This is a genomic window from Alicyclobacillus fructus, from assembly GCF_017329605.1.
In the GTDB taxonomy this organism is placed as follows: Bacteria; Bacillota; Bacilli; order Alicyclobacillales; family Alicyclobacillaceae; genus Alicyclobacillus; species Alicyclobacillus fructus.
Window position 1 is genome coordinate 29503 of record NZ_JAFMTY010000027.1, and the last position, 13182, is coordinate 42684.

15 protein-coding genes are annotated in these 13182 nt (G+C 63.0%); 8 read left to right on the top strand and 7 right to left on the bottom strand.

All coding sequences use genetic code 11. From position 1 onward, the window contains the following. Positions 1-54: 54 nt before the first annotated feature. A complete protein-coding gene (locus tag J3481_RS12805) occupies positions 55-1314 on the bottom strand; it encodes a beta-ketoacyl-[acyl-carrier-protein] synthase family protein (RefSeq protein ID WP_206832471.1) in 1260 nt (419 codons plus the stop codon). Positions 1315-1504: 190 nt separating this feature from the next. Between J3481_RS12805 and fabL the strand changes: the two genes are divergently transcribed. Genes fabL through J3481_RS12825 form a run of 4 tightly spaced genes read left to right on the top strand, consistent with a single transcriptional unit; the run spans position 1505 to position 3906 of the window. Then, a complete protein-coding gene (gene fabL, locus J3481_RS12810) occupies positions 1505-2281 on the top strand; it encodes an enoyl-[acyl-carrier-protein] reductase FabL (protein ID WP_206832472.1) in 777 nt (258 codons plus the stop codon). A 15-nt stretch (positions 2282-2296) separates the two neighbouring features. Further along, a complete protein-coding gene (locus J3481_RS12815; protein WP_206832473.1) occupies positions 2297-2704 on the top strand; it encodes an acyl-CoA thioesterase in 408 nt (135 codons plus the stop codon). Continuing rightward, the gene (locus tag J3481_RS12820; protein WP_206832474.1) at positions 2701-3468 is read left to right on the top strand and encodes an SDR family NAD(P)-dependent oxidoreductase; all 768 of its coding nucleotides are present in this window, start codon (positions 2701-2703) and stop codon (positions 3466-3468) included. The genes J3481_RS12815 and J3481_RS12820 overlap by 4 nt, the downstream gene beginning before the upstream one ends. A gap of 9 nt (positions 3469-3477) precedes the next feature. Continuing rightward, on the top strand, positions 3478-3906 hold the full coding sequence (locus J3481_RS12825) for an SRPBCC family protein (protein WP_206832475.1): 429 nt from the start codon (positions 3478-3480) through the stop codon (positions 3904-3906). A 3-nt stretch (positions 3907-3909) separates the two neighbouring features. On the opposite strand, the gene J3481_RS14730 is transcribed toward J3481_RS12825, so the two are convergent. Further along, a complete protein-coding gene (locus J3481_RS14730; RefSeq protein ID WP_236011658.1) occupies positions 3910-4287 on the bottom strand; it encodes an RpnC/YadD family protein in 378 nt (125 codons plus the stop codon). Between the two features lie 4 nt (positions 4288-4291). Between J3481_RS14730 and J3481_RS14735 the strand changes: the two genes are divergently transcribed. Further along, complete coding sequence (locus tag J3481_RS14735) at positions 4292-4672, top strand: hypothetical protein (RefSeq protein ID WP_236011659.1); 381 nt, start codon at positions 4292-4294, stop codon at positions 4670-4672. A gap of 361 nt (positions 4673-5033) precedes the next feature. Here J3481_RS14735 and J3481_RS12835 read toward each other — a convergent pair whose 3' ends face one another. Next, positions 5034-6509 carry a potassium/proton antiporter gene (locus J3481_RS12835; protein ID WP_206832476.1) on the bottom strand — a complete coding sequence of 492 codons (1476 nt, stop codon included), beginning with the start codon at positions 6507-6509 and terminating at the stop codon, positions 5034-5036. A 265-nt stretch (positions 6510-6774) separates the two neighbouring features. Further along, positions 6775-6921 carry a hypothetical protein gene (locus J3481_RS12840; protein WP_206832485.1) on the bottom strand — a complete coding sequence of 49 codons (147 nt, stop codon included), beginning with the start codon at positions 6919-6921 and terminating at the stop codon, positions 6775-6777. Positions 6922-7092: 171 nt separating this feature from the next. On the opposite strand from J3481_RS12840, the gene J3481_RS12845 reads away from it, so the two are divergent. Together J3481_RS12845 and J3481_RS12850 are read left to right on the top strand one after the other, a co-directional pair. Further along, positions 7093-7476, top strand: coding sequence for a L,D-transpeptidase (locus J3481_RS12845; protein ID WP_206832477.1), 384 nt, complete (start codon positions 7093-7095; stop codon positions 7474-7476). 224 nt (positions 7477-7700) lie between these two features. Next, positions 7701-8912 carry a hypothetical protein gene (locus J3481_RS12850; protein WP_236011660.1) on the top strand — a complete coding sequence of 404 codons (1212 nt, stop codon included), beginning with the start codon at positions 7701-7703 and terminating at the stop codon, positions 8910-8912. Between the two features lie 211 nt (positions 8913-9123). Here the strand turns inward: J3481_RS12850 and J3481_RS12855 are convergent, their stop codons facing one another. The 3 genes from J3481_RS12855 to J3481_RS12865 form a co-directional block, all read right to left on the bottom strand. After that, complete coding sequence (locus J3481_RS12855; RefSeq protein WP_206832478.1) at positions 9124-9807, bottom strand: YveK family protein; 684 nt, start codon at positions 9805-9807, stop codon at positions 9124-9126. Positions 9808-9835: 28 nt separating this feature from the next. Beyond that, on the bottom strand, positions 9836-10552 hold the full coding sequence (locus J3481_RS12860) for a CpsD/CapB family tyrosine-protein kinase (protein WP_236011662.1): 717 nt from the start codon (positions 10550-10552) through the stop codon (positions 9836-9838). A 100-nt stretch (positions 10553-10652) separates the two neighbouring features. Next, a complete protein-coding gene (locus tag J3481_RS12865) occupies positions 10653-11456 on the bottom strand; it encodes a tyrosine-protein phosphatase (protein ID WP_206832480.1) in 804 nt (267 codons plus the stop codon). A 256-nt stretch (positions 11457-11712) separates the two neighbouring features. Between J3481_RS12865 and J3481_RS12870 the strand changes: the two genes are divergently transcribed. Continuing rightward, positions 11713-13182 (top strand): hypothetical protein (locus tag J3481_RS12870; protein WP_206832481.1); only part of this gene is annotated, 1470 nt, incomplete at its 3' end.

Consider the following 13182-nt stretch of genomic DNA (forward strand, 5'->3'; position numbering starts at 1 on the left):
GGCGGGGGCCGGCCCTTCTGCTGCTCGATAGGATACAGGCCCCGCCTGCGCTGCTCACAACTCCGCCTTTTTCCAGATCAACACGCCGTTCTGCCCGCCGAATCCAAACGACGAGCTCAGCGCCGTGCGGATGTCCGCCCTGCGGCTTCGGTTCGCCACCACGTCGCGCGGCGCCACCTCTTCCTTCTCGTCACAGTTCAAGGTGGGCGGCAGCCATCCGGTTTCGAGCGCCTTCACACAGGCAATCGATTCAATGGCGCCCGCAGTGCCGAGCATATGCCCGACGGCGCCTTTGATGGAACTCACCGGGATCTCGTCAATGTGCGATCCGAACATATCCCGGAGTGCCGTCGACTCCGCGATATCGCCGGCCGGCGTGGCCGTCGCGTGCGCGTTTACGTAGTCAATGTCCGACGGCGCGAGGCCCGCGCTGCGAAGCGCCCGCTCCATCGCCAGCTTGGCGCCCTGGCCGGACGGATCGGGCGAGGTCTCGTGATACGCGTCGTTCGACGTGCCGTACCCCACGAGTTCGCCGTAGATGGTGGCGCCGCGCTCAAGGGCCCGCTCCAGCGTCTCCAGCACCAGTACCGCCGCGCCCTCGCCCATCACCATGCCGGTCCGCCGCTTGTCAAACGGCCGGGACCACGCGCTGTAATCCGCCGGCCCCTCCGTCGCCAGCGCCCCCGCCGCGCGCAGGCCCGCCAGGATGGCCGGGCTGAACAGGCACTCCGCGCCACCCACCAGCGCCATGTCAATCTCGCCGAGCCTCAGCCAGTAGCTCGCCTCGCCGATGGCGTTGGCCGACGACGCGCACGCGGTCGAGTACGTCATCACCGGCCCGCGAATGCCGTAGCGCATGGCGATCCCGGCCGCGGCCGCGTTGGGAATGGACTTCGGCACAAGCCTCGGGCCCACGCGCGTCGAGCGCCCCGACGCGAGCCGGTTCGATCCTTCCTCCAGCGTCTGCACGCCCCCGAACGCGCACCCAATGGAAATTCCGATGCGATCCCGCTCATACGGACCAAACGCGCCGCCGTCGCCAAACCCTGCGTCCCGAATGGCCTCCGCCGCGGCCACCAGCCCCATCTGCGTGAATCGGTCGCTGTTTTGCACCTGCTTCTTATCCAGATACGCCGCCGGATCGAAATCGCGGGCCGCCGCAACCACCGGCGCCCACGTGCGCAACAGTTCGTCCTCCGTCTCGCGCACGGCCGATCTGCCGGCGACGATGTTCTCCCAAAACGTCGAAACCCCGACCCCGAATGGCGTCACGGCACCCATTCCGGTGACGACGATGCGCGTCTTGTCCGCCATGAAGGTTCTCCTCTCGCTGTCAGACTCTACGTGAATCTGAACCGCCCGCACAAATTTATGACTTGGTGCTAGTTCCGCCTCTATCATACCACGTCCACAGGCGCCAGGCGACGCATTTGGCTGGGACAAGGCGCCCTGCGTTTGGTATGATGGAGCGAGAATTGGCTTCCCGTGGAATGGAGGATGCAGCTTGGCGAATGCAGGGCGGGCGCCTCGGCGCTTTGAAGATAAGGTCGTGCTCGTCACGGGCAGCTCGCGCGGCATCGGCCGCCGGCTCGCCATTCGTTTCGCCGAAGAGGGCGCCCACGTGGTAGTGAATTACTTCCGAAATGGCGATCTCGCCCGCGAAGTGGTCGCCGAGATCGAGCAAATGGGCAGGCGGGCCATCGCCGTGCGCGCCAACATGGCGCAGGAGGAGAAGATTGTCGCGCTGTTTGACGAGGTGCGCGAAGCGTTCGGCCGCCTGGACGTCTTCATCCACAACGCCGCTTCGGGCCGCAATCGCGCGGCGCTCGAGGTGGACACGAAGGGCTTTGACTGGACCGTCGACGTGAACGCCCGGGCGTTTCTCATCGGCGCGCAGCGGGCGGCGAAGCTCATGCCGGAGGGCGGCGCCATGCTCGCCATCTCCTCGTTCGGGGCGGATCGCGTGTTTCCGTATTATTTGTCGGTCGGCACGAGCAAGGCCGCGCTCGAGGCGATGGTGCGCTACTTCGCCGTGGAGCTCGGGCCGCGCCGGATCAACGTGAACTGCATCTCGGCCGGCGCCGTCCTGACGGACGCGCTGGATCACTTCCCGGACATGGATCAGACGCTGAAGAAGCTCGAGGAGAAGATGCCGTATCACCGGATGGTGACGCCGGACGACGTGGCGAATCTCGCGCTCTTTCTGTGTTCGCCCGAGGCGGAGATGATCCGGGGCCAGACGGTGCGCGTGGACGGCGGTGTGACGCTCGTCCTGCCGTGACGCGAGGTGAACGACATGGAAGGGTTTCGCTATCACTATGATCTCGAGGTGCGCTGGTCCGAGGTGGACGCTCAGCGCATCGTGTTCAACGCCAATTATCTGATGTACCTCGATCTCGCCTATCAGGAGTTTTTCCGGAGCGAATTGGGGCTCTATGACGACGTGCCCACCACCGTCATTGCCACGTCCACGCAGACGTTCCTAAAGCCAGCGCGCTGGCGGGACAAGCTGTCCATCTGGGTGCGGCCGAAACGCATCGGGAACACGAGCGTGACGCTGGAATTTGTGATGACGCGCGAGGGTGAGCCCATCTTCCGCGCGGAGACGGTGTACGTGCACGTGGACGAGAACGGGCGGCCGGAGCCCATTCCCGCGTTTTGGCGGGAGCGGCTCATGGCGTATCAGGAGGAGGCACTGGCATGAGGGACATGGAGGGCCGCGTGGCCATCGTGACGGGCGGCGCGGGCGGCATCGGCAGCGCGACGGCGCGCCGTTTGGCCGAGCGCGGCGTGCGCGTGGTGGTGGCGGATCGCGACGAGGCGGGCGCGCGGCGCGTCGCGGACGAGATCCGGGCGGCGGGCGGCGAGGCGGAAGGGATGTTCGTCGACGTCACGGACGAGGCGAGCGTGAACGCGCTTGTCGACGCGGCGGTGGCGCGATTCTCCCGCCTCGACATCATGTTCAACAACGCCGGCGTGTTTGGCGACGGCGCGCGAAACTTCCTCGACGATCCGCCGGAGGAATACTTTCGCGTCGTATCCATCAACCAGCACGGCGTCTTTTATGGCATGCGTGCGGCGGCGCGCCACATGCGGCAGGCGGGCACGGGCGGCGTGATCATCAACACGGCGTCCATTTACGCGTTCATCGCGGACAGGAACCAGCTCCCGTATCACGCGAGCAAGGCGGCGGTCGTGGCCATGACCAAGGCGGCGGCGCTCGATCTCGCCCGCTACAACATCCGCGTCGTCGCAGTGGCGCCGGGGATGGTGAACACGGGCCTCGTCGACAACTGGCGGCAGGACGAGCACGTGTGGAACACGATTCAGCGGGCGCACATGCGCCGGCGTATGGCGGAGCCGGACGAGATTGCCCGCGTGGTGGCCTTTTTGGCGTCGGACGACGCGCGATTCATCAACGGGCACGCCATCTGCGTGGACGACGGCGCGCTGTCGTTCAAGAGGTGATGCGACAACATGGCCAAACTCCCAGACATCGTATTGGACGTGGTGATGGAGGCGTCGCCCGAGAAAATCTGGCCGTACGTCGCGACGGCGGACGGACTCGGCGCGTGGTTCATGGGGAGCACGCTCCGTCCCATCGAGGGCGAACCGTTCTTCCTGCACGCGGGGCCGTACGGAGACTCGCCATGCCGAGTCATCGCTGTCGAACCGCCGACTCGCTTCGCGTTTGACTGGGACGCCCATTGGAGCGTGGAATTCATCCTGGAGCCACTGGATGGGCGCACCACGCGCGTGACGCTGCGGCACGCAGGGTGGGACGATGATCATGTGTCGCCCACAGGCCAGTCGCACGCTGTCATTCGCCAGATCATGGAGGGCGGCTGGAGGCGCAAGCTGACCGAAGACCTTCCGCGTGCGGTGCTCGGCTCATCGCTCATGTGAGCGTCAGTGCACCTCGCGCTGCATCTGCTCGAGTCTTTCGCGAGGCAGGCCCGTCGCTTTTTCCACAACGTCGACGGGCACCCCTTCGGCCAGCAGGCGGTGTGCAATGTCTTCGGCAGCCTCTCTGCGACCGTCTTCATACAGTTCTTCTGCCATGCGGAACACGTTCTTCAGCTCCTTCCGCAATTTTCTGCGGTCTTCGTCTGACAACGCCCTGTCACCAAACGCGAGGACGGCGCTCGCCACGAGTTCGCGCTCTTCGTCGTCCGGAACGGGCGGGAGAAGGTTGAGCACGCGGACCATGGCTTGATGGCGGTCTTCGACGCGCATCGAGAGCGCGAGACCCAGCCGAAGGCGATCGGCGGGTTCCCATCGTCCCACGAAGGTGAGCTTCAACTTCGTCCAGTGCGTCATCGCCGTCGAGCGCGGAGAGGAACACGTTTTCCACGCGATAAATGGCGGTGCCGATGTCCAACTCCTGCGGCGCACTGGCAACATGCGCGTGGTACAAGACGACCGTGCGAATTCTGGCCTTGACCTGATTGGCAAGGCGGGCATCGTATTCCAAAAAGCGGTGAAGCGTGCGCTCGCGGCGATCCTGGAATTCCAGGTGAAACACGTCGCCGTTTGCCATCCGCCACGCCCGATCCATCCTCAGCGTGCTGGCGGGCAGTTCGGTCGTGAATGGCTCCAGTGTCTCCACGCCGCGTACCCCGAGGGCGTCAAGCGCTCCACCCGAGAGCGTGCGCGTAAGCGCCTTGAGTAAGCTGTCCTGTCCGGGCATCGAAGCGTATCCCACCACCCATGATAGGAGATCCTGGTCGAAACCACAATGCGAGCCGGATTCCTCCGTGTTGCGAGGCCCGTCACGCGCCGCGCCATCCGCATGGAGGATGCCCCCAGTGTACGCCCACCCAACCCGTCCGTCGATGAGGCCGAGGAGAATGCGAACCGATGCGGTGAAAGCCGGTCATGATGTCCGCACCTGGGCGCGCGCTTCTGCGTCCTCTGTGTCCTCTCCATGCCGGAAGTCGCCTGGAAGTCGCCTGGAAGTCGCCTGCAGCTACCGGGCTCCGTCCCCGCGGGCCACCAAACCCTGCCCTTGCAACCTGCCTCCCGCCGCGCCACTACGGCAACATCTCCGCCGGCCCCATTCGCTCCGCCCCGAACAGCCTCCTAAGCCGCCCGATGTTTCGCCGGTCCGACAGAATCAGCAGGTGATCCCCTGCCTGAAGCTCGGTCGCGCCGCGGGGCACAATGACCTGGTCCCCTCGCACAATTGCGTAACACAGCGTGTTCTCTGGAAACTCAATCTCGACCATCTTTCGCCCGACGAGATCGGACGAAGCGTCCACCTCGACTGGCGTGATCACGGCGTTTTCGCGCGCGATGCGCACCAGTTCAAGCAGATCTCCGGACGGGGCGCGCTCCAGCAGATCGAGTTTTGCGGCGAGCGGGCGGACGGTGAGACCCTGAATCAGGGTGGACGCAATGACGACGAAAAACACGGCGTCCAGCATGGGCGCGGGCGTGTAGGCGGGCGAGAGCATGGCCGTCATCACGAGTACGATGGGAACCGCGCCGCGCAGCCCGGCCCACGAGATAAACACCTTCTCCGCCGCGGAGAAGCGCATGCCGATGGTCGAGATCCAGACGGCAACGGGCCGCGCCAGAAAGAGGGCGCCTGCGGCGAGCAGCACGCCCGGCACGAGGATGGACCCAAGCCGCGCGGGGGAAATTTGCAGGCCCAGCACGACAAACATCACGATGTGCATGGTCCAGGACAGCCCCTCGTGAAACCGCAGGATGCTGTGGCGATGCTCGAGCCTGCGGTTGCCCATCACCACCGCCGCGGTGTAGACGGCGAGAAAGCCACTGCCGTGCAGCAGGACGGCGACGCTGTAGCTGAGCAGCGCAAACGCGAGGGAGAGCGTCGGGTACAGGCCGCCCGTGTCGAGCTTGATGCGCTGATTGGCCAGCGAGCCGAGGTATCCGATCACGGCCCCCGCAATGAGGCCCATTGCCATTTGCAGGGCGAAGGTCGAGATCGCATAACCGAGCGCACTCCACGGTCTGCCTATGCCGTGTTCCGACCACTGAATGAGCAGGATGGTCAGAAAGAACGCCATGGGATCGTTCGTGCCCGATTCCACTTCCAGGACATCCACCAGGCGCCGGCGCAGCGGCTGCCGGCCGAGGATGGAGAAGACCGAGGCGGCATCCGTCGAACTCACTGCGACGCCGAGAAGCGCCGCCGCGTACCATGGGAGGTGAAGCAGCGCGTGTGCCATGACGGTCAGGATGGCGCCGCTGATGACGACGCCCGCGGTGGCGAGCGACAGGGCCGGTTTCCACACGCTGCGGATGCGGTCGAGCGGGGTGTGCAGGCCGCCTTCGAACAGGATGAGAATGAGCGCGAGATAGCCGATGGATTGGGCGACGGAGATGGGGACGTGGGGACCAAGCCGGAGTCCGCCCGGGCCGAGCAACATGCCGATGGTCACGAAGCCAATGAGTACCGGAAATCCTAACCGATTGCCGAGGTGCGCGGACCATACGCCCGCAAGCAAAATGAGTGAAAGAATGAGCAGGAAAGTCTCCATTTTTGCCTCCTTTTGAGAAATCGAAGTTCATGCGCGATAGGCGATGAGCGAGACGGTCACCGGAATCCAGTGCGATGAATACGTCGGAGATGGTTTTGCAATCAGGGTCTGAATCGGGTGGGATGATGCAGGAACCAAGGGGAAGACAGGGATGGGATCCCTATTCCGATTATCCTTAGTTTAACACATATATTTGAGTGTGTAAAGAAAGTTGTGCTGCTTCCGGTTCGGGCAAGGCCGGGCGCCGGGGCACCCGTTCACTTCATCAGCTTCGGAATGTCTTGGCATACGATCCGGCTTGCAGCACGAACGCGCTCGATGCACTCGCCGGATTCTGAATCGAAACCTTACGGGTCGCTCCGAGGCATACGAGGAAGTTCGTCGGCGGTGCCAAGCGCTTCTTCTGCGCCACGGTCGAACCTCCTTCCGTCGGAGCATGCCATAGCTCATGCGCGCAGAAGCTCCCTTGACCTCGACAACCGCCGCGCGGGCAAACCCAAGTCCACGCCAGAACACGTAACGCTCCCCCGCCATGCGCAGGAGCAGCCGCTCGCACATAGGCTGAGGGCGGAGGCGATCCGCCGTGGCGAAGTACGAAATCATCGTCGATCTTTCCGACAGGCGCTTATATCTGCTCGAAGCGGGGAAGGTGATCCGCGCGTTTCCCGTCGGGATCGGCAAGATGGTGACCCGGACGCCCATCGGGCAGTACACCATTGTCAACAAGGAGCCGAATCCCGGCGGGCCCTTCGGCGCGTACTGGATGGGCCTGTCCAAGCCGCACTATGGCATTCATGGCACGAACGATCCGTCGAGCATCGGCAAGCTCGTCTCGCACGGGTGCATCCGCATGTCCAACGAGGACGTCATCTGGCTCGCCCACACGGTGCCGCTAGGAACGCCGGTGACGATACGGCCGTATTGGCGGCGTAGTGGGGCTCCCATGGCGTACAAAGGCTCGGACTGACACGGATCCGCTGCCACTCGCAAAATACGCTCCCCCAATGTGGAGGACCAGAAGGATCGAGCGCGGCGCGAGGAGAAATGCCTTCTCAGAACTGTCAAAGGTGAAGGGGAGCGCGGGGGATGCGAGCATCACGTCATGTTGAGCGAATCACGGCCGCTGTGTCGTTGGCCTGCCTTTTCACTTGGATGGCGGCGCCAAAGCTCGAAGCGCAGGTGATACATCGCTTGCCATCGATCGAGGCGGCGCGCGCGAGTTTCGTGCTACCCGGGCGTACTCTCTATCGAGTGGCCTCGCCGCCTTCCGGAGGCGACGGCTTTCTTGCGGTGGCGGCGCTGCGCATTGGAACGGCCTCCATCCCGATGGATCTCTGGGTCACGGGTTCTTCGGACTCGGGTGAGGTGTGCGTCCCGCTCGACATTCTGCAGAAGGCTTTGGATTCCATCGGTTTTCGTTCCACCTGGAATGCGACTCCATTCACCTGGGCGATACAGACACCCACATCGCGCGCGGACACGTGGGGGTTCCCCGTCGGAACCGGGATTGGAGCGGTGGAGGTGGATGGGAGCCTGGTCACCAGGCTCAACGTCGTTCCCGGCGTGGATCTGACGTCTGGATGGAACGGCGTCGACACGGCCTTTTTGCCGCTGTCTCAGGTTTCGCAACTGCTCGCAGATGTCGGCGTGCAGAACACGTGGGACGGCGCCTCGCGGGTGTGGACGTGGGTCCCGCCTCTCCAAACGAGCGAGCCGCTTGGCCCATCCCAGGGTGTCGAGCAAGTGCGGTCGGACCTATTGGCCAGCGGAGCGAACATCGTGCTCCGGAATCTGCAGGTGGACGGAGACGTGATCGTCGCTCCGTCTTCTGACGGTTCTGTTTCGCTCGATCACGTCAGCATCGATGGCAAGCTGGTCATCCTGGAGAGTTCGGGTGCACCCATCCAACTTACGGACATCGCATCGCCTCGCATCGACGTCGATAGCGAGGGGCCCGTGTCCATCCAACTCAGCGGCGGAGCCGTCGGCGTTCTCGACGTGTTGCCTGGCGTGGGCGGTGTTCAAGTCGCGAGTTCGAAATCGTCTGTGCTCGAGGTGGACGACTTTGCGACATCAGCGGTCGTGCTCGCGGGAAGCGCCTATGAGTCTGCGGAGATCCGAGCTGACGATGGCGTCCTGAAGGCCGAAGCTTCCCTTCCTCTCGTTAGAGTGCAGGCTTCGGGCGTCACGCTCACCGTGGGGCAAGGTCAGACCATCGGCCTGCTGCAGGTGTCGCCAGCGGTGAACGGTTTCTCTGTGGACAACTTCGGAACCATTCAGTTTCTCGTGAACAGTTCGCCACATCCGGTGTCAACAGAGGGCACCGGCGCGGTCGAAGCCGCGATGGGGGCGATGACCACCTCGCAGGCAAGTGGGGCGGCACCGGGCGCCACGGGAGCGTGAAGGGGCTTCCCTCACACCCCCACCATCTCCCGCGCGCTCGCGCCCTCGTTCGATCCGGCTAGCATCTGCCCGACTCAATCCCGGGTTCGTCGGCGTTAGCCGCTCATGACGAAAACATGGCTTCCTTCGCTTCTTCCCCCTGTAACGTGCCACGAAAAAACGCAGGGACGTGCGCTAGCACTTCCCTGCGTTGATGAATTGCCCGGATACGTCAACCCAACCGGTATTCCTCCACCACGCCAAGAACCGGCAACTGTAAGAGCCGCTCCGCATCCTCCGGCGTGCGAATGCGATAGTCCAGGTATTCGCGGAGGAAAGCGACACCGATGCCCACGATGAGGCCCAAAATGAACGCGACCGCCACGTTCAGCTTCTTGTTCGGCTTCACCGGCTTCGCGTTCGGCTGGACAACGGCGCGATCGACAATTTGCACGTTCTCGACATTCATGAGCTGCGCGGCCCGGTGCTGAAACGTGGTTGCGAGTGCATTGGCGATGGACACCGCCTGCGCCTCGTTCGGAGCAATGACCTTGACGTCAATCACCTGGCTCTGGGTCGGAGATGACACGGTGATCATCTTGTCGAGCTGCGCCGTTGTGTACGGCAGGTGAAGCTCATCGATGACCGAGCTTTCAATGGAGTTGCTCTTGATGATGGCGCTGTAGGTGTTGACGAGCGCCTGATTCGCCATGATGGAATCGTACTCCAGAGCCATCTGTGCGGCGGAATTCTGCGGCTGATTGACCAGAAGCGTCGTGTCCGCCTCGTACTGCGGGTGAAGCACGAAAAACGACAAGAGCCCGCTGACCACCGCCGCAACAATAGGGATGATGACCACCGGGAGCCAGTTCCGGCGGATGACCCGCCAGTAATGCAAGAGTTCATTCTCTTCCACGTGCAGTAGCGCTCCTTCCGTATGTCCTTCAGGGTGTGGCGATGGGCTGCTGCGACGACGTTTGGTAGTAGCGGTAGTAGTAATAATAGGCATCCGTGCGAGAGCGTTTGACGCGGTTCAGCACGACGCCCAACAGGTGCGCGTCGACCTGCTGCAAGGTCTGCACCGCACGCTTCACGTGATTGCGGTGCGACTTCTGCGAATCAATCACAAACAGCACGCCGTCCGCCGCTCGAGACAACGCGAGGGTGTCCGACACGGAGAGAACCGGCGGGCTGTCGATCACGACGAGATCGAAGCGTTCCCGCAACTCGTGCATCAGGTCCACCATGGCGCGGCTCGACGCGAGTTCCGACGGATTAGGGGGGAGGGGGCCGCAGGGCAAAATGGACAGCCGTTCCACGCCGCTCGCCAGGATACAGTCGTCCAACGACCGCTCTCGGATGAGCAGCGAGGTGAGGCCGTGAATGTTCGTCACCTGAAACCGACGGTGAATGTTGGGCCTGCGAAGATCCGCGTCGACGAGCAGGACACGCTTTTCGGATTGCGCGGACACCACGGCGAGATTGCAGGCCGTGGTGGACTTGCCCTCGCCGGGCGCGGAACTTGTGACCAAGATGGTCCGGGTCTCATGCACCACGCTTGCGAACTGGATGTTGGTCCTCAGCGTGCGGTACTCTTCCGCCAGCGAGGACGTGGGGTCCTCGAGCGTGACGAGTTTCTCTTTCTGTCGCTTGGACGCCAACGGTGTGCACTCCCTTTCTGTTTCAGTCGCGAGGATGGGTGGCAACAGACGAAGTGTCATTCGACAGAATGTGTCACGATTCCTGTTTCGGCGATGGCGTTTATCGCCTGATCATCGACCACAGCTGATGAACGGTTCGTCGTCTCACCATCACCGGCTCGATACAGGCCATCTCTTCGCCGTTCCATACTCGCTCCGCGTTTTCCATCAGCCGAGCGGCGACTTGAGGGCCGAGGCGCATTTCCACTGCGTCGTACGCTTCGCGAAGCCTGGGAGGTCGGCGCTCGACACCGTGCGAATCGGATGCGAGCACATGGGCGAGGCCGCGCTCGACGAGTTCCCACGCCCACGCACCGGCGTCGCGGCGGGGGCCTGGCAGGAGCGCCCCGGCCGTGATCTGCAGATAAGCGCCTTGTTCCACCAGTGCCTCGAGAAGGCGCACTTCACGCCGCGCCCAGCCATAGCGCTCCGGATGAGCGATGATGGGGCGGAACCCGCGGATGATGAGCTCGTGGATGTACGCCTCGACATCGCGGTGAGCGAAATCCTCGAGGGGCGAAAATTCAATCAGCGCGTATCCCGTCGTTCCCAGCGTGGCCACCTTGTCCTGAAGAAGGGCGTCTTTCAGGAAGTCGGATGCGTACAGTTCGGCGCCAAGTTGCATGGCAAGGCTTCGCTCTCTCGCCGCCGCCTGGACGCGCCCGTAGGCACGTTCGATGGCATGCTCTGCCTCGGTGCCAACGTTGTGCATGCGCGGGTGGAACCGGTGCGGTGTCGCGATGACCTGACGCACGCCGTTCGCCACGAGTGCGTCGACGAGCTGCACGGCCTCATCCAGGGTGCTCGGCCCATCGTCGACGCCGGGAAGCAGATGGACGTGGATATCAGTCAGGACCGTGGACATTTCGAACCCTCGCTTTTGTCAGACTCCTCTATTCTACTAAAGACGCCTTTTCTCGCATAGCGTTTTATGCCCAAGAAGAGCCGGCCGAAATTTGACCCGAGCGAGGCATCAAAAAACTATTGCCGACAGAACGTTCCTGTAGTATTTTGTGAATGTCAGGAACCCTTGGAGAGCGTCACGAACCCACAACCAACCTTTCCAATCTTATCTCGCTACGCAAAGGTTCGTTCCGCGAAAATGTAGGGGGGTATACGGAATGTCGACACGGAAACACAGGCCGTTGGCGCTTGCAGCGGCGACTTCCATTGTCCTCGGGTCGATGGCACCTTCGGTGACAACGTTTGCTGCGCCGGCAGCGTCTCGCTCTGCGTCGGCCACGATTTCTGTCACAGGCGGCGGCACGCTCCGCGCGTATGCCTGGGCCACTTCGGACGGCAGCCACGTCACGACCTACATGCCGCTCTACTACCTGGATGAGCTTCTTGCCAAACTCGGCATCTCGGCGACGTGGAACGGCGTCACGCACACCTGGTCCCTGAAATCACAGACGAGCAACGTGGACACATCGGATCTGGCGGTGGGGTCGGGGAATACCACGGTCCTGCTCGATGGACAAGTCGTAAAAAAATTCAACACGGAAGTACATATCGATCCGGCGTCGGGATCGCATGGAGTTGCAACCGTCTATGCGCCGATCTACTACCTGCAACAGATCCTGAACGATCTCGGGATTCAAAACAGTTGGAATGGTTCGCGTCATCAGTGGGCGTTGACCCCGCCGCAGGTGGTGCGCAGTGGCACGCTGGGGCCTGAGCGCGGCAGTCAAGTCATCAAGCGAGATGTGACCGTCGTCGGAAACGGCGTGGTGCTCCGCAACCTTCAGGTGGATGGCAACGTGTATGTCAATCCGGGCGCAGACGGCTCCGTGACGCTTCAAAACGTGTCGGTCTCCGGCAAAATCGTCGTTCTGTCGGGCGCTTCTCACTCGGTTCATCTGATTGGCGTGAGCGCCCCGGTCGTTGATGTGCACTCCTCGAGTGCGGTCGCGCTTGAACTCGAGGATTCCGCCATTGGACAGATGGTGGTACTGGCGACGAATCCGAATGCAGCGGTGCTCGTGTCGAGTTCGAATTCCACGATTATGGTGCTCAATGACCGCACGGCAGCGAGCCTGTCCCTTTCGGGTGGTGGTTTTGGCGCGGTGAACGTCCTTGCGCAGAACGCGGCGCTCAACGTCGAGGCTTCAGTCCACTCGTTGGTCCTGCTCGCCTCCGGCGCCTCCGTTTCCATTGCTCAAAATGCTGAAGTTTCGACGTTGGAGGTGGCGTCGGGGATCACTGTGAAGGCGCTCGAGAACGACGGCGTCATCGACGAGTTGGTTAACCGCTCGAATCAGCCTGTGACCGTGACGGGCTCCGGCCAGGTCAAGGCGTCCAGCGGCTCGGTCCAGGGCGGCGGTTCGACTAGCACAGGTCAAGGTCAAGGCACAGGTCAAGGTCAAGGCACAGGTCAAGGTCAAGGCACAGGTCAAAGCACAGGTCAAAGCACAGGTCAAAGCACAGGTCAAGGTCAAAGCACAGGTGGCTCGGGTGGCTCGGGTGGCTCGGGTGGCTCGGGTGGCTCGGGTAGCACAGGCAGCACAGGCAGCACAGGCAGCACAGGCAGCACAGGCAGCACAGGCAGCACAGGCAGCACAGGCAGCACAGGCAGCACAGGCAGCACAGGC